The sequence below is a fragment of the Rhizobium sp. SRDI969 genome (assembly GCF_025152725.1).
GTDB lineage: Bacteria > Pseudomonadota > Alphaproteobacteria > Rhizobiales > Rhizobiaceae > Rhizobium > Rhizobium leguminosarum_I.
This window is the reverse complement of record NZ_CP104035.1, coordinates 3,814,154-3,833,560: the sequence shown is the minus strand read 5'-3', so window position 1 is coordinate 3,833,560 and position 19,407 is coordinate 3,814,154. Positions and strand designations below refer to the sequence as shown.

The following is a 19,407-nucleotide window of genomic DNA, read 5'->3' as shown; positions in this document are numbered from 1 at the left end:
ATCGGCGGCCTCTTTTTTCAGACATAGCTGCCTTGCGGCCGCTCCCCGCTTCAGTCCAGATCGGTGATTGCCATGGCAACCTTACACACCCGCTCCTCCGCGCGTCTGATGATTGCGCCCTCCGTGCTGCTGCTTTTTGCATGGATGATCGTCCCACTTGCGATGACGATCTATTTCTCGATGCTGAACTACAATCTGCTCAGCCCCGGCATGGAGAGCTTCGTCGGCTTTCTGAACTACGAATATTTCCTATCCGATCCGGCCTTCATCGCCGCGCTGGTCAATACGCTGCTGCTCGTGGCCGGCGTTCTATTGATCACCGTCATCGGTGGTATCGCCTTTGCGCTGCTGCTCGACCAGCCGATGTACGGCCAGGGCATCGTGCGCATCCTGGTGATCGCGCCGTTCTTCGTCATGCCGACGGTGGCAGCACTCGTCTGGAAGAACATGTTCATGAACCCGGTCAACGGGTTGTTTGCCCATCTTGCCAAGGCGATCGGCTTGCAGCCGATCGATTGGCTGGCGAATGCGCCGCTGTTTTCCGTCATTCTGATCGTCGCCTGGCAGTGGCTGCCCTTTGCCACCCTCATCATGTTGACCGCGTTGCAGTCGCTCGACGAGGAGCAGAAGGAAGCCTCCGAAATGGATGGCGCCGGTCCGATCTCGAAGTTCATCTACATCATCCTGCCGCACATGGCGCGTGCCATCACCGTGGTGATCCTGATCCAGACGATCTTCCTGCTTTCGGTCTTTGCCGAAATCCTCGTCACCACCAACGGCGGACCGGGCACCGACAGCACCAACCTCACCTACCTCGTCTATGCCCAGGCGCTGCTGCAGTTCGATATCGGCGGGGCATCGGCCGGCGGTATCGTGGCTGTTATCCTCGCCAATATCGTCGCGATCTTCCTCGTGCGCCTCGTCGGCAAGAATCTGGAGGCTTGAGATGGCCAGAAAAGTCACAACGAAGCGCAAGCTCATCGTCACCGCGATCGCCTGGACGCTCGGTATCCTGATCTTCTTCCCGATCCTGTGGACGTTCCTGACCAGCTTCAAGTCGGAAGCCGACGCCATTGCCTCGCCGCCGCAGTTCCTGTTCTTCCACTGGACGACGGAAAACTATGCCGAGGTGCAGAGCCGGTCGAACTATCTCAGCCACTTCATGAACTCGGTGATCATCTCCTTCGGCTCGACGCTGATCGGCCTGATCATTGCCATTCCGGCCGCCTGGGCGATGGCGTTTTCGCCGACCAAGCGGACCAAGGACGTGCTGATGTGGATGCTGTCGACCAAGATGATGCCACCTGTGGGCGCACTGATCCCGATCTATCTGATGTTCCGCAATTCGGGTCTACTCGACACGCGCACCGGCCTGGTGGTCGTGCTGACGCTGATCAACCTGCCGATCATCGTCTGGATGCTCTATACCTACTTCAAGGAAATCCCCGGCGAGATCCTCGAAGCGGCCCGCATGGACGGAGCGTCGCTGATGAAGGAAATCGTCTACGTGCTGACGCCGATGGCCGTGCCCGGCATTGCCTCGACGCTGCTTTTGAACATCATCCTTGCCTGGAACGAGGCGTTCTGGACGCTCAACCTCACCGCCTCGAAGGCGGCGCCGCTGACGGCCTTCATCGCCTCCTATTCCAGCCCCGAGGGCCTGTTCTACGCCAAGCTGTCGGCGGCATCGACGATGGCGATCGCGCCGATCCTGATCCTTGGCTGGTTCAGCCAGAAACAACTCGTCCGCGGCCTGACCTTCGGCGCTGTGAAATAAGATAAAAGGGAGAGAAACATGGGCAGCATTACCCTTCAGAAGGTTTCCAAGGTCTTCGGCGAAGCCAAGGTCATCCCGTCGATCGATCTCGACATCAAGGACGGCGAGTTCGTCGTCTTCGTCGGCCCGTCGGGCTGCGGCAAGTCCACGCTGCTCAGGCTGATCGCCGGGCTCGAAGACGTCTCGGGCGGCAAGATTGTCATCGACGGCCGGGACGCCACCGAAAAGGCGCCGTCTGAGCGCGGCCTTGCCATGGTGTTCCAGTCCTATGCGCTTTATCCGCATATGAGCGTGCGCAACAACATCGCCTTCCCGCTGAAGATGGCCGGCATCAACAAGGCGGAGATCGACCGTAAGGTGACGGATGCGGCCCGGGTGCTCAACCTCACCGACTATCTCGAGCGCAAGCCGCGCCAGCTTTCCGGCGGCCAGCGCCAGCGCGTGGCGATCGGCCGCGCCATTGTGCGCCAGCCTTCGGCCTTCCTGTTCGATGAACCGCTGTCGAACCTCGATGCGGCGCTGCGCGTCAATATGCGCCTTGAAATCAGCGAGTTGCATCAGCAGTTGAAGACGACAATGGTCTATGTCACCCACGACCAAGTCGAGGCGATGACCATGGCCGACAAGATCGTCGTCCTGAACAGGGGCAATATCGAGCAGGTCGGCTCGCCGCTCGAACTCTACGGCCGCCCCCGCAACCTCTTCGTCGCCGGCTTCATCGGATCGCCAAAGATGAACTTCATCACCGGCCAGCACGCCGCCGCGCTCAACGCTCATACCATCGGCGTCCGGCCCGAGCATGTGCTGTTGTCGATGGAGAGCGGCGACTGGAAGGGCAGGGTCGTGGTCGCCGAACATCTTGGTTCCGACACCTTCCTGCATATCGATGCCGATAGCATCGGCATGGTGACGGCGCGCGGCAGCGGCGACTTCCCGGCCAAAGCGGGAGACACGGTTTTCCTGACGCCGGACCGTTCGCGTATTCACAAATTCAACGAGGGCGGTCTTGCCATTTGAAGCGGACCGCGGGTGGGGGCAGGCATGCGAGCCGGACGATGGCGCCCGGCCGTCTCGGCAAGACCTTCAAGAGGACTGAAACATGACGTGCAAATTATCGCTGGCAACACTTTCGGATGTGGCGCGCACTGCTGCCATTCCTGGATATGACAGGGCATCGCTGAAAGCCGGCATCGTGCACTTCGGCGTCGGCAATTTCCACCGTGCCCACCAGGCGATCTATCTCGACGATCTCTTCAACGCCGGCATGGATCACGACTGGGCAATCGTCGGCGCTGGCGTGCTTCCATCCGACGCGGCCATGCGCGAAAAGCTTGCGGCGCAGGATTTCCTGACGACGGTGGTCGAACAGGACAACAACAAGACGGCGGCGCGCGTCACGGCACCGATGATCGATATCCTGGCGGTCGGCGATGCCGCTGCGATCATCGCCAAGCTTGCCGATCCCGAGATCCGCATCGTCTCGATGACGATCACCGAAGGCGGCTATTTCATCGATGCATCGGGCACCTTCAATCCGACCCATCCGGCGATCGCCGCCGACGGACAAAATCCCAACGCGCCGAAGACGGTGTTCGGCCTGATCGTCGCCGGCTTGAAGGCGCGCAGAGACAAGGGCATCGGTCCCTTCACCGTCATGTCCTGTGACAACATTCCCCATAATGGCGTCGTCACCGCCAATGCCGTCGTCGGCACGGCCGCACTTTCGGACCCAGCCTTTGCCGATTGGATCCTGGCGAACGTCGCCTTCCCGAACGGCATGGTCGACCGCATCACGCCGGCGACCAGCCAGCGCGAGGTCGATTTCCTCCGGGACAATTTCCAGATCGAGGACAGTTGGCCGGTCTATTGCGAGGAATTCAAGCAATGGGTGCTCGAGGATAAGTTCACGGCCGGCCGGCCGGCGCTGGAAAAGGTCGGCGTCACCTTCGTTGCCGATGTCACGCCCTACGAGCACATGAAGATCCGCATCCTCAACGGCGGGCATGCCGCGATCGCCTATCCGGCGGCGCTGATGGACATCCATTTCGTTCATGATTCCATGGAAGATCCGCTGATCCGCGCCTTCCTTGCCAAGCTCGAGAAGGACGAGATCATCCCGATCGTGCCACCGGTGCCGAACACGTCGCTGACGGATTATTTCGCGCTGATCGAACATCGCCTGCTCAATCCGAAGATTGCCGATACCATTCCGCGGCTGGCGCAGGATGGCTCCAACCGCCAGCCGAAATTCATCCTGCCGTCGACGCTCGACAATCTGCGTCAGGGTAGTGACGTCATCGGCCTGGCGCTGGTTTCAGCACTCTGGTGCCGCTATTTCGCCGGCAAGACCGACAGCGGCAAGGATATCGTCTTCAACGACGCCAGTGCAGAGCGCCTGCATGCGGCAGCGCTGAAAGCCAAGGACGACCCGTCGGCCTTCCTCGTCTTCGACGATATTTTCGGCGAAGTGGCGAAATCCGAACTTTTCCGCAAGCGTTTTGCCCATGCTCTCAAAACGCTGTGGGAAAAGGGCACGCGGGAGACGCTGCAGCTCTATCTCGACGGCAAGCTCGCAGTGTAAGGAATCCCGATGGCGGTAACTGCTGCCGCCATTCATCCGGCCTTGCGAGCGACGCGGGACGGTAACACGTGCGATTTGAACTCAGGTTGGGTCTTCCATGGCTGATGCTGAAACACGGCTGGTCATCTTCGATTGCGATGGCGTACTCGTTGACAGCGAGCCGATCTCGATCAGTGTGCTCGTCGGGGCGATGAACGATCTCGGCGTCTCGATCACCGAAGACCAGGCTTATGAGCGTTTTCTCGGCCGCAGCCTGTCTACTCTCATCGATACGCTGGAGACCGAATTCAACGTTCATGCCGGCGAGGAATTCCTCGAGCGCATCCGCACCGATCTTTACGCCCGTTTTCGCACAGAACTGAAGCCGATCGAGGGTATCGCCGCGGCCATCGACGGGCTTGGCGTTCCCTGTTGCGTTGCCTCGTCCAGCCAGATGGAGCGAATCCGGCTGTCGCTGTCGGTGACCGGGCTTCTCGACAAGCTGCCCGATATCTTCAGCGCGACGATGGTCAAGCGCGGCAAACCGGCACCCGATCTCTTCCTGCATGCGGCGCGTGAAATGCAGGTCGAGCCGGCTCATTGCCTTGTCGTTGAAGACAGCCCGGCCGGCGTTGCCGCCGCCAAGGCGGCAGGCATGACGGTCTTCGCCTTCACCGGCGGATCACACGCCAACTTCGCCGGATACCGTGCCGAACTCGACCGCCTTTCGCCGGAAGTGGTGTTTGACGCCATGCCGGATTTGATACACCTTGTCCGCAACCATAAGCTGGACGGGACCAAGACTTGATGCGTGATCATGTGGTTGCGGTGGATATCGGCACGGGCAGTGCGCGCGCCGGCGTCTTCGATGCACGCGGCCGACTGCTCGCCAAGGCCGAGCATCCGATCGTGATGAACCGGCCGCGCGAAAACCATGCCGAGCATGATTCCGAAGATATCTGGTCGGCCGCCTGCACGGCAGTGCGCAGGGCGATGGAGCAATCCGGCATCGCCGCCGCCTCGGTCGGAGCGATCGGTTTCGACGCCACCTGTTCGCTCGTCGTCCGTGACCTCGAGGGCCGGCAGCTCAGCGTTTCCACAGGCGGGGAGAGGCGTTTCGACACGATCGTCTGGCTCGATCATCGGGCGCTGAAGGAAGCCGATTTTTGCACGGCGACGCAGCACAGGGTGCTCGAACATTCCGGCCACGTGATGTCGCCGGAAATGGAGATGCCGAAGTTGATTTGGCTGAAGAAGAAGCTGCCGGCCACATGGGAAAAGGCTGGCTATTTCTTCGATCTCGCTGATTTCATGACGTGGAAATCGACCGGATCGCCCGCCCGTTCACGCTGCACGCTGACGGCGAAATGGAACTATCTCGCCCATCTCGAAGAGGGCTGGCAGCAGGATTTCCTCGAACGGATCGGTCTCGAGGATCTTCAGGCGCGCGGTCATCTGCCGGATGAGACCACGCCCGTCGGAGACAGCGTCGGCCGGCTGACGCAGGAAGCGGCGGAAGCGCTGGGTCTGACGACGGACTGCCATGTCGCTGCCGGGATGATCGACGCCTATGCCGGCGCACTTGGCGCGCTCGGCGGCTACGCCGCCGATCCTGTCAAACGCGAGCACCAACTGGCGCTGATTGCCGGCACGTCGAGTTGCATCGTTACCTTCTCGCGGGAACGCAAGCCGAGCCATGGCATGTGGGGTCCCTATTACGAGGCTGTCTTCCCGCAGTCCTGGCTGGTGGAGGCCGGGCAATCGGCGACCGGCGCGTTGCTCGACCACATCGTGCGCATGCATGCGGCCGGTGGCGAGCCGACGGCAGCGCTGCATCAGAAGATCGTCGCGCGCATCGCCGAATTGCGGGCCGAGGAGGGCGATGACTTCGGTGCGCGGATCTTCGTGCTGCCGGATTTCCACGGCAACCGTTCGCCGCTCGCTGATCCGCATGCCGTCGGCGTTGTCAGCGGGCTGACGCTCGACACGTCCTTCGACGGGCTCTGCGCACTCTATTGGCGCTCTGCAGTGGGGATTGCGCTCGGCATCCGCCATATCCTGGAAATGATGAAGGAATACGGCTACATGCCCGATACGCTGCATATTGCCGGCGGGCATGTGAAGAACCCGGTGCTGATGGAGCTTTATAGCGATGCAACCGGCTGCAAGGTTGTGATGCCGAAGATGAACGAGGCGGTGCTGCTTGGCACGGCGATCGCAGCATCCGTCTCCTGCGGCTTGTACAAGGATCTGGCGGCGGCCGGGGAAGCGATGTATCCGGGCGGCGACGAACGACTTCCCGACAAAGCGAAGCAGGCGCTCTACGACCGCGACTACCGCCGTCTTCTCGCCATGCACCGGCACCGCGCCGAATTGGAAACGATGCAATAAAGCGACGCTCTAAGGACGCTCCATCACATTGAATCTGCGTATAACCGTTCAAATTAATGGTTTACCGTCTCGCCGAGGACGGTCGCGAATTCCATCATGCGGCGGCGGCGAAGTGCGGCCTCCTCTCCGACTTGGAGGATGACGGATTCCGACAGGCAATCGAGCAGCGCGATCAGCGGCGGAAGATTGTCGAGATCGGGGGCGCGAGCGGGCGGCAAGGGCAGCATGACGTTCGACTGGTCCGCCATCCAGTCCGCTTGCTGCGGTGAAATGAGCACGACCTTATAGCCGTAGCGCCGCGCCGTTCTGGCCAGCAGCCGCGCCTTGGCGAAGCGGCGACAGTCAATGATGACAAGCAGCGCGTCGTCGACTGCCAGTCGGGCGAAAAGTTCCGCGAAACGGTTGTCGGCGGCGTCGAGCGTGTGCACGCCGTCGCGAGCTTGCGTCAGCCGCTGGCAGAAATGATTGGCCAGGCTCGAGAGCCGCGCATGCGTGGCGATCGACACTTCGCGGGCAGTGCTGATCAAACTGACGGCTTCCGACCAGTGCGGCTGCGCCGTCAGATGATAGATATGATGGAGGGCCTGGATCTGTTCGGCAACCAGCACAGCGAGCGGTTTGCCCGCCGCGGCGTCCGCATGCAGCTCGCTCATGGCGCTTTGCAATTGCGCCGGCGATGCTGTCACGGTCTCGCGAATCTCCACCTTGACGCTGTCCAATCCCTGATAGCCAAGCGCGCGCAGGAAGCGCCCGACGGTCATCGGCGAAAGATCCAGCCTGTCGGCGACAGACGCAGCCGTCTCGAACGGCAGGTCGTTCAGGTGTTCGGTGAAATATTTCGCGATACGGCGTTCGGCCGGCGTGCCGGTTTTTGCGTATTGCCTGAGTTTGTGCACAAAGTCTTCCACGTTAGCCTCCCCCGTCTCCCCTCAGAGGCGTTCCGTGGGTGCGCTTTCTCGCCCCCTTGTCTTTGCAACTATTCTCGGAAGCTGCTTCTCAGGCCCATGCGTATTTCTAGATGCCTCACAATATTATATTAGCATTCAGTTTTCGACAAGTTTTCTATTACAGAATGCAATTTTATTCTCTCTTGCCGATGGCCTCCACCCTTCCTACATCTTCGGCGCAACCGGAGACGCCTGGGACATGATTCTTGACGCCGCTCGACTATCGCTCGCCAATTTGTTCGCATCGGAAACGCGTTCTGTCTTCTGGAAGGTACTCGGCCTGACGATTCTCGTGCTCGTCGGCCTCTGGTTCGTGCTGCGCGGGGCCTTCATGATCTTCCTCTTTCCCTGGCTCACGGGTTTTTTTCCCGATCTGCCGGATTGGGCGGGATGGCTCGCTTTCCTCTTCGCGATCCTGGCCGGTATCGGCCTTGCGTTGATGCTGGCGCTGCTGCTGTCGCCGGTCACGGCGCTGATCGCCGGCCTGTTTCTCGACGATGTCGCCGATGTCATCGAAAAGCGCGACTATCCCAAGGATGCGCCGGGCACCGCCATGCCGCTCGGTCCGGCGATGGCGAGCTCGATCAAGTTCCTCGGCGTGGTGATCCTCGGCAATATCGTGGCATTGTTGCTGCTGTTTATCCCCGGCGTCAATCTGGTCGCGTTCTTTCTGGTGAACGGCTATCTGCTCGGACGGGAATTCTTCGAATTCGCCGCCATGCGCTTCCGTTCGCCGGATGAGGCGCGGCTCTTCCGCGCCAAGCATGCCTCCACCGTCTTTCTCGGCGGGCTGGTAATCGCCCTCTTTCTGGCCATCCCGATCGTCAATCTTCTGACGCCCCTTTTCGCAGCCGGCATGATGGTGCATCTGCACAAGCTGATTTCCGCACGGGACACCGGGATGCGAGCCTGAGGCTCAACCGGGCAGGGCGGAGGCCTCGTACATCGCCGCGAATTCGGCGCTTGGCGGGATCAGCTTGATGATGTCGATCAGCACGCCGTTCGGATCGGCGGTGATGAAATGCCGCTGGCCGAAATCCTCGTCGCGGATTTCTCTCAGAATTGGCAGGCCGGCGCTCCGGCAGGCTGCATAGATCGCATCGACATCGGCGACCTCAAAATTGAGGAGCAGGCCGGACACCCTGCCGCGGGCTATGGCCGGAATGGTTTCGTGGCCGCCGTCAAGGACGGCAAGCGAGATATGCTCCTCCTCTGCCGATTGCAGGTGTACATACCAGTCGCTCTCGAACAGAGCTTTAAAGCCGAAATGCGTGCAATAGAAGCTGGCGGTGCCGGCGACGTCGTCGGTCATGATGACCGGATAATAGCTGGTCGCTTTCATCTCTTTCCTCCTTTTATTTGCATGCAATCTGTATGTTTTTGGGTGTTAACATACATTCTGTTTGTATGTAAAGAGGACGTATGAGCCGCAGCAATCGCGAGAGAACGGAACAGACGAGACAGGCGCTGATCGATGCCGGTCGACGTCTCTTCGTCGAGAAAGGTTATCCCGAAACCTCGACGCCGGAGATCGTTGCGGCGGCTGGGGTAACGCGTGGCGCGCTCTATCATCATTTTGAAGACAAGAGGGCGCTTTTTCGCGCAGTCATCGAATGCGAGGCGAAAGCGGTGGCCGAGGAGATCGAGGCGCGCTCGGCGTGCTACGACGCGCCGCGTGCCGGGCTGATTGCCGGCGCCTCGGCCTATTTCGATGCAATGATGGCGCAAGGGCGCACGCGGCTACTGCTGATCGAGGCACCTGCCGTGCTCGGCCCGCCGGCGAGCGCGACGATCGATGCAGAGAATGCGCAAGCGACGCTGCGGGCAGGGCTTGCAGCTATGCTTCCGGAGGCCGGCGCTATGCTCGAACCGCTGACGTCGCTGCTATCGGCAGCCTTCGATCGCGCGGCGATCGCGATCGAGGCGGGCGCGGAAAGGCTGCATTACGAGCAGGTGATCGCTGTCCTACTCGACGGCCTCGCCGATCACCTGCGGCGGTAGCTCGACCAGCGGAGCCGGCACATCCCAACTCTTCTCCGGCGATTTGCAGAGATCGGCAATGATACAACGCTCGCATTCGGGCCGGCGCGCCTTGCAGGTGTAACGGCCATGCAGGATCAGCCAGTGATGGGCGTGATAGAGGTAATGGCTGGGGATCACCTTCATCAGCCGCGCCTCGACCTCGTCGGGCGTCTTGCCGGGGGCAAGCCTGATGCGATTGGCGATTCGGAAGATGTGAGTATCGACGGCCATCGTCGCCTGGCCGAAGGCCATGGAAAGCACGACATTGGCCGTCTTGCGGCCGACGCCCGGCAATTTCACCAGTTCGTCGCGCGTCTCCGGCACCTTGCCGCCGAATTGGTCGACCAGCATCTGCGAGAGCGCGATAACGTTTTTCGCCTTGTTGCGGTAAAGGCCGATCGTTCTGATGTAATCGCGCAGCCGCTCCTCGCCGAGATCGAGCATCTTTTCCGGCGTATCGGCAACCCTGAAGAGCGCGCGCGTCGCCTTGTTGACGCCAACATCGGTCGCTTGCGCCGAAAGTGCCACGGCGACGACGAGCGTGAAGGGGTTGGTGTGCTCGAGTTCGCCCCTCGGCTCCGGCCGCTGCACCGAGAAGCGGCGGAAGATCTCCTCGCGCTCGGCCTGGGAATAGGCCGTGCGCACCGCGGCTGGCGGTTTGCGGCGGACGATCACTTTCGTGTCCTGAGGCATCTTGTTAACGGATTTGAGTTTCGGATTTGCCATGGAAACTCTATACTCAGCAGCCATGATGGAAAGCAACGCCGACAGCTTCAACGAGCAGCCTGTTTTCGCCGCCGAGCTCTTTCCCCACCGGTCGCTCGGCCGCCGGGGCTTCAAGGTGTTGCTTGCCCTATCCGGTGCCGTCTGCTTGCTTTACGGCATGTTCTTCATCGCGACGGGGGCCTGGCCGATCGGCTTCTTCTTCGGACTGGATTTCGTGCTTCTCTACGGCGCATTCTGGCTGAATTACCGCTCCGGGAAAGCGCGCGAACAGGTGACGGTGTCGCGCACGGATGTGTCGGTGCGTAAGTTTGCGCCATCGGGACGGATGGTGGAGCATCATTTCAATCCGTCCTGGGCGCGCTTCCTCGTTCGCCGGCACCAGGAGATCGGCATCCTTTCCATGCATATCTTCGGCGAGGGCCGGCGTACGGATATCGGCTCCTTCCTCAATCCCGACGATCGCGAAAGCTTCGCCAAAGCCTTCAAGGGAGCACTGGCGACGGTCAAGCAGCGGATCTGAGCTAGAGCGGTTCAGCTTTTCACGGAAGCGCAGAACCGCTCTAACTTTTGTTTTTACGCAATTCCGGACGGAAAACCGCTTCGCACTTTTCCTGGCATTGCTCTATCCAGCGACCGCGCAAGAAACGGGTGGTTTGCTCACCCCCTATTGACTATCTCCTTGTTACAAGGAGAAAGACGATGAATATGATTGCCAACCCGCAGACAGACATCACGCCTGACGGCCCTGATTATGACATTGTCCGTCGGGTGATCGAACTCATCACCGAGGATTACCGCGACCAGCCTTCGCTGGAAACGATCGCTGCGCGGCTCAACCAGTCGCCGACCCAGCTGCAGAAGACCTTCACCCGCTGGGCTGGGCTATCGCCCAAGGGCTTCCTGCAGGCGGTGACGCTCGACCACGCCAAGCGACTGCTGCGCAAGGAAGACATGCCGCTGCTCGAGACCTCGATCGAGGTCGGCCTCTCCGGGCCGAGCCGCCTGCACGATCTTTTCGTCACGCATGAGGCGATGTCGCCCGGCGAATGGAAGGCGAAGGGCGGTGGTCTCACCATCCGCTACGGCTTCCACATCTGCCCCTTCGGCGTGGCGCTGATCATGGTGACCGATCGCGGCCTTGCCGGCCTTGCCTTCAGCGATTCCGGCGACGAGCGGGCCTGCCTCGAGGATATGACCTGCCGCTGGCCAAACGCCCGTTATGTCGGAGACCTGCAGGCGACGGTTCCCTATGCCGCCCGCATCTTCGAGCCCGGCAAATGGTCCTGCGACCAGCCGCTGCGTGTCGTGCTGATCGGTACGGATTTTCAGGTGCGCGTCTGGCAGAGCCTGCTGAAAATCCCGTTCGGCAAGGCCGTCACCTATTCCGATATCGCCAACGATATCGGCCGGCCGACGGCGCAGCGCGCCGTGGGTGCGGCGGTCGGGGCAAACCCGATCTCCTTCGTGGTGCCTTGCCATCGGGCGCTCGGTAAGAATGGCGCGCTGACGGGCTACCATTGGGGCCTCACCCGCAAACGGGCGATGCTCGGCTGGGAATCGGCGCACGCCTGAGCGGGTTTGTGGAGCGAAGCGGTGGGTCATTCGCCGCCTATCGCTCCCCCAGCCGCCTGCCGGCACCGACCGAGGTCGAGCCGCGGGTCTCGACCCGTCCTTCGGACCCCCGCGGGTGAGAAGAGTCAAGCCGTTATGTCTCCGCCAATTCCAGCAACGCTCGTGCAGCACTTTCGTCGGTGATCAGCGTGTTGCAGCCGATGCGCTTGATCGTCGCACGGATCGCCACGGCCCGATGGGCGCCGCCGGAGGAAAGCACGATGTGCTTTGCCTCCTTCAGCGTGTCGAGGTCGACGGACATGACGCGGCGGTTGATCGAATGGTCGACCGAATTGCCGTCCTTGTCGAGGAAGTTGAACATCGTGTCGCAGACGCAGCCGGCATCGATCAACTCCTGCAACTCGGCCTTCGATATCCAGCCTTCCGACAGCGAGGTCGAATGCGGGCCGATATCGCCGCAACTGACGATCGCCAGATCGAGGTTCTCGGCGAGACGATAAATCGTGTCCAGCCCGCATTTCTCGATCAGATTGCGCTTGGTCTCGATGGAATCGACGAGAAGCGGCGCCAGGAACATGTAGCATTCGGCACCGAGCTGGTTTGCCAGTCGCCATGTGTAATCGATCGGGTTCGTCTGATGCACGGCGACGATACCGCCGAGCAGCGAGACGACCTTGCAATTGGCGCGGCGCGGCGGCCGGAAGCTCGACAGCGAGGCGGTCATGGTGCGGCCCCAGCCGACGCCGATGGTGTAGTCGTTCGGGATCGCTTCTGAGAGGAACTGGCCAAGCGCCAGGCCGACATTTTTAGCCAGTGAATTGACGTCGCCATTGACCGGCGCAGGGACGACGATCGCCTCGTCGAGGCCAAAGGCATGCTCCAGCTTCACCGAAAGTTCAACGCAGTCGCCAATCGAATCGTTGATCCAGATCTGGACTTCGCTGCGTTTCATCGCCTCGTCGAGCAGGCGGATGACGGTGGTGCGGCTGATGCCGAGCTGTTCGGCAACATCCTTCTGGGTCAGACCCTCGTTGTAATAGAGCCATGCCGCCCTTAGCCGCAGCGAGGATGCCTCCGAATAGGCCGTGTGCGTACCGCGTTTGAGCTTGACCACATCTCCTCCGCACGATTTCGTGCCCTAGATCCCTCATGGGATGAAAGGCCTTAGCGACGCCCTTGTTGCCGGGGATAATGACGGGTGTGACACTTATGTCAATTGAAATGCACAAATGTCCTTGACTTTTCGTAGGGCAAATGGCGATAGTCCGGGTGACATACGTCGTTCTTGTCCGTCCGAGGAGGACATAGTGCGGGCATACCGAAAGTCACGACTGGCCCTCCAGCCGCAAGCGGCATCGCTTGCGTTTGAGCTGCCGTTCGTTCGCGGCCGGAACAGGGCCACTGTCCTTCACGTTTATGAATCATCCGTAACGGATGCGCGCCTTTTCGCCTGCAGCATGCAAACTACCTGTCGGTAGATCACCTTGCCCGGCGGAACGCGCGCCGGTCGCAGCCCAAGTTCAACAAGGATTATTGACCATGACATCCAAGCTTGACCAACTCCGTGAGATTACCACCGTGGTCGCCGATACCGGCGACATCGAAGCCGTCGCCCGCCTGAAGCCTGTGGATTGCACGACAAACCCCAGCATCGTGCTCAAGGCTCTCGGCACGCCGATGTTTGCCGACGCCGTCAAGGAAGCCGTCGCCTGGGGCAAGAAGCAGGGCGGCAATCCCAAAGCCGTTTCTTCTGCCGTCGCCGATCGTCTTGCCATCTCCGTCGGTGCAGCCCTAGTGAAGCTCGTCCCGGGCCGCGTCTCGACCGAGGTCGATGCCGACCTGTCCTTCGATACCGAGGCTTCGCTTGCCAAGGCGCGCGCAATCATTGCCGCCTACAAGGATCGCGGCATCGGTCAGGACCGCATCCTCATCAAGCTCGCTTCCACCTGGGAAGGCATCCGCGCCGCGGAAGTGCTGCAGAAGGAAGGCATCGACTGCAACCTGACGCTTCTCTTCAGCAAGGCCCAGGCGATCGCCTGCGCCGACGCCAAGGTGTTCCTGATCTCGCCCTTCGTCGGCCGCATCCTCGACTGGTACAAGAAGTCGACCGGCAAGGAGTTCGCCCCTGAGGAAGATCCGGGCGTCATCTCCGTCCGTGAAATCTACAACTATTACAAGACCAACGACATCAAGACGATCGTCATGGGCGCCTCCTTCCGCAGCGCCGGCGAAATCGAAGCCCTTGCCGGCTGCGACCGCCTGACCATCAGCCCCAACCTGCTCGACGAGCTCGCCAAGGATGAAGGCAAGCTGGACCGCAAGCTGTCGCCGGAGAGCCGCAAGCCGGACCCGAAGGTCTCGGTCGACGAGAAGACCTTCCGCTGGATGATGAACGAAGACGCGATGGCGACCGAAAAACTCGCCGAAGGCATCCGCGCCTTCGCCAAGGATCTCGGAACGTTGCGCACCATGGTGCAGAAGGAACTGCAGTTCGCCGCCGCCTGATAAGGCACGGCATGCAATCGAAGGCGCGGCTGCCGGCTGGCAGGCGCGCCTTTTTCGTGGTGTTGTCAAGGGCATATGCTGTCGGAGACCGATATGGCGGATGAGGAACGAGCAAATTCGCTCACGGCATTTGCCTATAAGCATGCGAGCTTCATCATCGCCGCCCTTGCCGGACTGGTGGTCTTCTTGGCTGTGACCTCGCGTGAGGTCAGCGCCGGCAACATCCTGTTCGGCTGGAATGTCAGCGCCGGCGTTTTTGTCGCGCTCACTTGGCGCAAGATGTTGCGGGCGACGGTTGAAAGCATCCGGAAACGCTCGGCGGATCTCGATTTCTCCGACACCGTCCTCTTGGCTCTTTCGATCGGTGCGGCACTTGCCAGCATCGCCGGCATCGGTCTCGAGCTTCATTCGATCAAGGAGGCGGCACCTGATGTCGCGCTGGCACGGGCAGGTGTCGCGGTGCTGACGATCCTGATCTCCTGGATCTTCCTGCACACGCTTTTCACCATTCATTATGCCCACTATTTCTATGGTGGTTCGGACGAAGAAGGCGGCCTCAAGTTTCCTGATGGAATCGAGGAGCCCGGCTACTGGGATTTCCTCTATTTCTCCTTCACCATCGGCGTTGCCGCTCAGACGGCGGATGTCGCGGTCAGTTCGACCAGCATGCGCAAGCTGACGCTGCTGCATGCGGTGCTGTCGTTCCTGTTCAACACGACGATCCTGGCGCTTGCGATCAATGTCGGGGCGAGCTTGCTTTAGATCATTAAAAACTGGAGCGTGATGTCATCTGAAAACCGCTCACACTTTTAGGCATCATGCTCTCGCCGCCGCCCTGAAGACGGACTCGAACTCGGCCAGGTCGCCCGCGGCGACATCCGAAATCGCCCAGAACACGAGCCCGCCATCCGACCATTGCTTCATGTTGTAGCCGTCGTGCACCGTCGTCGTCTGCGCGGCCGATGCCGTCGGCCAGATGAACAGGTTGATGACGTGGCCATGGCGCCGGTAGACGAGGGCCGCAACGGCGCGATCACCGATATAGTCGACACGTCCGCCGACCAGCGGAAAGCCATCCTTGGCGAGATCGCTGACCGGCGGCGAAAAATCGACCTTGCCGTTGAACCAAGGTTTTACTGTATGCTGATCCGAGGTCAGCACATCGGTCAGATGATCGGCCATCATCGACCTGACATGGCTTGCCATGATCTGGTCCTGCAAAAGCACAGTCTGCGACGGCGCGTTGACAAATAGGATGGTGCCTGCCGCCAGGACCGCAAGCGAAGGCACGAAGCTCCATTTCCGAATGAAATCCAAGACGCGGTGCCAGACAGGCGCCTGGCGCGGCGGGGGCAGGCTGGACGCCGCCGCTGCCTGTTCGAATGACAGCATCGACAGGACCTGCGATCGCAGTGCCTCCGGCGGACGCCACTTGACGCCATCCTGATCGATGATCTCTCTCACGGCACGGACCCTTTCCATCTCCGCCCTGCAATGCGCGCAGCTGGCAAGATGATCCTCGAACTGCGCTGCATGGGCGGAATCCAGTTCGCCATCGACAAAGCCGTGCAGCATGACGCGCCATTCCGGGCAGCCTTTCCGTTGGGCTTCACTCATCCTGCGGTCTCGCTCTTGTTGCATGCATCCCAGGCTTCGCCAAAGTCACGCCGCGCCCTGGCAAGCCGCGACATGACAGTGCCAATCGGCGCATCGATGATCTCGGCGATCTGCCGGTAGGAGAGATCCTCAAGCTCGCGCAAGACAAGAATTTCCCGCATCGCCTCCGGCAGCCGGCTGATAACGGCGCGCACGCGCTGCTGCTCGCTTCGCCGGATCGTTTCTGTCTCCGGCGAATCCTCCTCCGAGGCGATCTGATACTCACCACCTTCATCAGGGTCAGCGTAACCGTCATTGCCCATAGGCTGCTCGAACCGCGCTTTGCGGCGATCCTGCTTGCGCCAGACGTGGCAGCAGTTCCTCACAATGGCAAAGAGCCAGGCGCGCGGATCGCCGCCACGATAGGTTTCGAAATTGCGGTAGGCGCGCAGGAACGCTTCCTGAACAATATCCTGTGCGGCATCTGCGTCGCGGCTGAGGAAGCGGGCAAAATTATAGGCCGCGTCAAGATGCGGAACGATCATGTCCTGAAAGCGCTGCATGAACTCGCGCTGCATGGTCGCATCCGCCGTCGAAGCGATCGGATCGCTGCTCGATTTTTCCGAGACCATGAGGTGCAATAGTCGGCCCACGCCGCCGAGAAACACCGCTAGCGGTGATGGCCGAATGCGGGTCCCTGACGCGTGCCGGGCCAACAGCAGCATCCAATCGGTCGAACCGACGGGATAGGTGATCTGAGCGTTTGTCATCATCCTCCCTGCCTCAACAGCAGCAGAATCTAGGCGTGAGACCGGCAGGCATGCAATGCGGTCCTTGCCGTCTAGACCGATCGGCACGCGGTTTTATTCCACGTCGGCGCCGATTTTTCTGCATGCAGCGGGATGCTGGTCGCACGCGATAGAAATCACGCTTGTTTTTCAATCGCTTGAAGAAATAACACCCAAGATCGGGAATAAGCGTGCCCCGCCGGCGATCTAGTTTGTCAGCGAGGACATCTGAGCAATAGCCGTCTTCGCCACCAGAAATGCCATCAACAAGAGGAGACATATCATGTTTACCATGTCACGTCGCGCCGTCCTGGGGTCGGCTGCTGCGGCGGCAGCATTCGGGCTGTCGTCGAAGCTTGAATTCGTCATGCCGGCATTTGCTGCAACTCCGTTGGAGCCGGCGGTCGGCTTCTATAAATACAAGGTCGGCGATATCGAGGCTACGGCAATCTACGACGGCATCTGGAGAAAGCCGCATGACCCGGCCTTCATCAAGAATGCCTCGATCGAGGATACCAAGGAGGCGCTATCGAAGGCCGGGCTTACCACCGAGTTCATGCCGATCCCGCTGACCGTCGTGGTCCTGAAGCTCGGTAACCGCCTGATCATGATGGATGCCGGCTCGGGCGTCGGCCAGTGGCAGGAAAATGCCACCCATCTGCCAGCGAACATGGCCGCGGCGGGGATCGACTACAAGAAGATCGATACGATCATGATCTCGCATTTCCATCCCGACCATGTCTGGGGACTGATGGAAAAGGGCACCAACAATCCCATCTTCCCGAATGCCGAGCTCATCGTCAATGCCGACGAATACAATTGGTGGACCGCGCCCGGCCGCGTCGAAAAGCTCGCCGAAGGCCGCAAACCGGCAGGCAAGCGTATCGCTGAGGTCTTTCCGAAATGGAAGAACTGGAAGCTCGTCGCCGATGGTGCCGAAGTCGCACCCGGCGTGCAGCTTGTCGCCGCGCCCGGCCACACGCCCGGCCATTCGACCTATCTTGTCGCCTCCGGCAGCAAGCAACTGCTCGTCTCGGCCGATATCATGTATGTGCCGGCGCTGCTCGCACCCCATCCTGAGTGGCAAGGCAGCTACGACCAGGATGGGCCGACGGCCATCGACACTCGCCGCCGTCTTATCGACCGCATCATTGCCGACAATATCGCGATTTGCGGCTCACATTTTCCATTCCCTGGCTCCGGCACCTTTGTCAAGGACGGAAGCGCCTATGGCTTCACGCCGACAATCCAGGCCTGAAAGGCCGAAAGGAGATCACCATGACGAAATATGCAATTCTCGGATACATCTGGCTTTGCGCTATATCCGCAGGCTTCTCCGCGGTGACGGCGCTTCCCGCCTTTGCCGTCGACAACATGCAATCGACAGACGCTCCCGACCTGACCTCGGCGCGCGCCAAGATCGATGCCAAGGACTATGCTGGTGCGTTGGCAGAGCTTCGCGGTCTTGCCGAAGACAACCAGCAGGCGGATGTCTATAATCTGATGGGATATACGCTGCGCAAGACCGGCGACTACAGAACGTCGCTGACCTACTACACCAAGGCGCTAGAGCTGCAGCCCGATCACAGGGCAGCGCGTGAATATCTCGGCGAACTCTATGTCGAGACGGGCGATATGGCGAAGGCGGAGGAGCAGGTGTCATCGCTGAAGCAACTTTGTCCGAGCGGCTGCGAGGAACTCGAAGATCTGCAAAAGGTCATCGCGGCCAAGGACGGCAATTGACGAGCATATGAACGCGAGAGCAGGCGGGAGAGCCGCCTGCTCTTCTAACTGGAGGGTATGATGGAAAGCGCCTCAAGCCGGCCCGGACTGGCCGATCTCATTCTTTTCCTCGGCAGGCTCTTGCTGTCGCTGATCTTCCTGCACGAAGGTTGGTCACTCGCGGCAGATATCACGGCGACCATCGACATTTTCGCGAAACTGGGGCTATCGGCGCCGGTCGCGCTTGCCACCATTGCCCTTCAGATCGGCGCCGGCCTTTCCGTTGCGACAGGCTTCCTCAGCCGGCTTGGCGCACTGGCGCTGGCGCTCTTCTGCCTGGCGACCGCCTTGCTCTTTCACACGAACTTTGCGAGCCAGAACGAGCTGCTGCATTTCGAGAAAGACTTGGCGATTGCCGGCGGCATGTTCGTCCTGGCGGCTTCGGGTGCGGGAGCCATATCGATCGACAGGCTGCTGAGAAAGCGGGCCGGGATGCATCCCTGGCTGAGGGCGGCGTTGTCGTGAATATGCGCCGAAGTCAGCATACCTTGGCAAGAGAACGAATGACGATGGCACGTGGAATATGCGGCGGGATCAAAAGGGCCGCCGCCCGTTACCGAAGGGCCGAGTAGAGGGGCGAGAAGCCGCGCCGCCCCTCCATCTCAATCTCTCCTCCGAATCGTGTGTCGGAACGAGCCTCAGGCGCGTCGTGATCTTTCCGATTCCCTTTGATTTCCACATGTCGTGCTTGCAAAGCCGCCGCACACTTTTTGCGCGACATGCCTCAGGCTGCGCTGAGCC

21 protein-coding genes are annotated in these 19,407 nt (G+C 60.7%); 15 read left to right on the top strand and 6 right to left on the bottom strand.

Annotated elements, in window-relative coordinates:
* Positions 1 to 72 precede the first annotated feature (72 nt).
* The 6 genes from N2A41_RS19015 to N2A41_RS18990 all read left to right on the top strand — a co-directional run bounded on the left by N2A41_RS19015 (position 73) and on the right by N2A41_RS18990 (position 6,728).
* Positions 73 to 945, top strand: coding sequence for a carbohydrate ABC transporter permease (locus tag N2A41_RS19015; RefSeq protein ID WP_017967988.1), 873 nt, complete (start codon positions 73 to 75; stop codon positions 943 to 945).
* Between the two features lies 1 nt (position 946).
* Positions 947 to 1,777: a carbohydrate ABC transporter permease gene (locus tag N2A41_RS19010; RefSeq protein ID WP_017967987.1), complete on the top strand. Its 831-nt coding sequence runs from the start codon at positions 947 to 949 to the stop codon at positions 1,775 to 1,777.
* Positions 1,778 to 1,795: 18 nt separating this feature from the next.
* On the top strand, positions 1,796 to 2,794 hold the full coding sequence (locus N2A41_RS19005; protein WP_222280346.1) for an ABC transporter ATP-binding protein: 999 nt from the start codon (positions 1,796 to 1,798) through the stop codon (positions 2,792 to 2,794).
* A gap of 82 nt (positions 2,795 to 2,876) precedes the next feature.
* A complete protein-coding gene (locus N2A41_RS19000) occupies positions 2,877 to 4,358 on the top strand; it encodes a mannitol dehydrogenase family protein (RefSeq protein ID WP_170259883.1) in 1,482 nt (493 codons plus the stop codon).
* Between the two features lie 97 nt (positions 4,359 to 4,455).
* Positions 4,456 to 5,145: an HAD family hydrolase gene (locus N2A41_RS18995; protein WP_017967984.1), complete on the top strand. Its 690-nt coding sequence runs from the start codon at positions 4,456 to 4,458 to the stop codon at positions 5,143 to 5,145.
* The gene (locus tag N2A41_RS18990) at positions 5,145 to 6,728 is read left to right on the top strand and encodes an FGGY-family carbohydrate kinase (protein ID WP_260109465.1); all 1,584 of its coding nucleotides are present in this window, start codon (positions 5,145 to 5,147) and stop codon (positions 6,726 to 6,728) included. The genes N2A41_RS18995 and N2A41_RS18990 overlap by 1 nt, the downstream gene beginning before the upstream one ends.
* A 53-nt stretch (positions 6,729 to 6,781) precedes the next feature.
* On the opposite strand, the gene N2A41_RS18985 is transcribed toward N2A41_RS18990, so the two are convergent.
* Positions 6,782 to 7,636, bottom strand: a complete 855-nt coding sequence (locus N2A41_RS18985) for a MurR/RpiR family transcriptional regulator (RefSeq protein WP_260109464.1) — start codon at positions 7,634 to 7,636, stop codon at positions 6,782 to 6,784.
* A 238-nt stretch (positions 7,637 to 7,874) separates the two neighbouring features.
* Here N2A41_RS18985 and N2A41_RS18980 point away from each other — a divergent pair, with 238 nt between their 5' ends.
* Positions 7,875 to 8,588 (top strand): sulfate transporter family protein, encoded by a 714-nt coding sequence (locus N2A41_RS18980; protein ID WP_170277021.1) that lies wholly within the window; start codon positions 7,875 to 7,877, stop codon positions 8,586 to 8,588.
* Between the two features lie 3 nt (positions 8,589 to 8,591).
* On the opposite strand, the gene N2A41_RS18975 is transcribed toward N2A41_RS18980, so the two are convergent.
* The gene (locus N2A41_RS18975) at positions 8,592 to 9,017 is read right to left on the bottom strand and encodes a VOC family protein (protein WP_162119112.1); all 426 of its coding nucleotides are present in this window, start codon (positions 9,015 to 9,017) and stop codon (positions 8,592 to 8,594) included.
* Positions 9,018 to 9,097: 80 nt separating this feature from the next.
* On the opposite strand from N2A41_RS18975, the gene N2A41_RS18970 reads away from it, so the two are divergent.
* On the top strand, positions 9,098 to 9,676 hold the full coding sequence (locus N2A41_RS18970; RefSeq protein ID WP_222384503.1) for a TetR/AcrR family transcriptional regulator: 579 nt from the start codon (positions 9,098 to 9,100) through the stop codon (positions 9,674 to 9,676).
* Here the strand turns inward: N2A41_RS18970 and nth are convergent.
* Positions 9,641 to 10,447 carry an endonuclease III gene (gene nth / locus N2A41_RS18965; RefSeq protein ID WP_222384504.1) on the bottom strand — a complete coding sequence of 269 codons (807 nt, stop codon included), beginning with the start codon at positions 10,445 to 10,447 and terminating at the stop codon, positions 9,641 to 9,643. The genes N2A41_RS18970 and nth overlap by 36 nt on opposite strands.
* On the opposite strand from nth, the gene N2A41_RS18960 reads away from it, so the two are divergent.
* Both N2A41_RS18960 and N2A41_RS18955 read left to right on the top strand, forming a co-directional pair.
* Positions 10,446 to 10,943: a DUF2244 domain-containing protein gene (locus N2A41_RS18960; RefSeq protein WP_170277179.1), complete on the top strand. Its 498-nt coding sequence runs from the start codon at positions 10,446 to 10,448 to the stop codon at positions 10,941 to 10,943. The two genes, nth and N2A41_RS18960, sit on opposite strands and share 2 nt — an antisense overlap.
* Before the next feature lie 179 nt (positions 10,944 to 11,122).
* Complete coding sequence (locus N2A41_RS18955) at positions 11,123 to 11,995, top strand: bifunctional helix-turn-helix domain-containing protein/methylated-DNA--[protein]-cysteine S-methyltransferase (RefSeq protein WP_260109463.1); 873 nt, start codon at positions 11,123 to 11,125, stop codon at positions 11,993 to 11,995.
* Positions 11,996 to 12,128: 133 nt separating this feature from the next.
* Here the strand turns inward: N2A41_RS18955 and N2A41_RS18950 are convergent, their stop codons facing one another.
* Complete coding sequence (locus N2A41_RS18950; protein WP_170259878.1) at positions 12,129 to 13,109, bottom strand: sugar-binding transcriptional regulator; 981 nt, start codon at positions 13,107 to 13,109, stop codon at positions 12,129 to 12,131.
* Positions 13,110 to 13,534: 425 nt separating this feature from the next.
* Between N2A41_RS18950 and tal the strand changes: the two genes are divergently transcribed.
* Positions 13,535 to 14,500, top strand: a complete 966-nt coding sequence (tal, locus tag N2A41_RS18945) for a transaldolase (RefSeq protein ID WP_170282082.1) — start codon at positions 13,535 to 13,537, stop codon at positions 14,498 to 14,500.
* A 93-nt stretch (positions 14,501 to 14,593) separates the two neighbouring features.
* The gene (locus N2A41_RS18940; RefSeq protein ID WP_170282081.1) at positions 14,594 to 15,262 is read left to right on the top strand and encodes a DUF1345 domain-containing protein; all 669 of its coding nucleotides are present in this window, start codon (positions 14,594 to 14,596) and stop codon (positions 15,260 to 15,262) included.
* A gap of 54 nt (positions 15,263 to 15,316) precedes the next feature.
* Here the strand turns inward: N2A41_RS18940 and N2A41_RS18935 are convergent, their stop codons facing one another.
* Positions 15,317 to 16,117 (bottom strand): anti-sigma factor family protein, encoded by an 801-nt coding sequence (locus tag N2A41_RS18935; protein ID WP_170282080.1) that lies wholly within the window; start codon positions 16,115 to 16,117, stop codon positions 15,317 to 15,319.
* The gene (locus N2A41_RS18930; RefSeq protein ID WP_170282079.1) at positions 16,114 to 16,869 is read right to left on the bottom strand and encodes a sigma-70 family RNA polymerase sigma factor; all 756 of its coding nucleotides are present in this window, start codon (positions 16,867 to 16,869) and stop codon (positions 16,114 to 16,116) included. The genes N2A41_RS18935 and N2A41_RS18930 overlap by 4 nt, the downstream gene beginning before the upstream one ends.
* Before the next feature lie 298 nt (positions 16,870 to 17,167).
* On the opposite strand from N2A41_RS18930, the gene N2A41_RS18925 reads away from it, so the two are divergent.
* The 3 genes from N2A41_RS18925 to N2A41_RS18915 are packed head-to-tail and all read left to right on the top strand — an operon-like array spanning position 17,168 to position 19,131.
* Entirely contained in the window at positions 17,168 to 18,142 is a 975-nt protein-coding gene (locus N2A41_RS18925) for an MBL fold metallo-hydrolase (protein WP_170282078.1), read from the top strand.
* 20 nt (positions 18,143 to 18,162) lie between these two features.
* On the top strand, positions 18,163 to 18,627 hold the full coding sequence (locus N2A41_RS18920; RefSeq protein WP_170282077.1) for a tetratricopeptide repeat protein: 465 nt from the start codon (positions 18,163 to 18,165) through the stop codon (positions 18,625 to 18,627).
* Positions 18,628 to 18,684: 57 nt separating this feature from the next.
* Positions 18,685 to 19,131: a DoxX family protein gene (locus N2A41_RS18915; RefSeq protein ID WP_170282076.1), complete on the top strand. Its 447-nt coding sequence runs from the start codon at positions 18,685 to 18,687 to the stop codon at positions 19,129 to 19,131.
* The last annotated feature ends 276 nt before the right edge of the window (positions 19,132 to 19,407 follow it).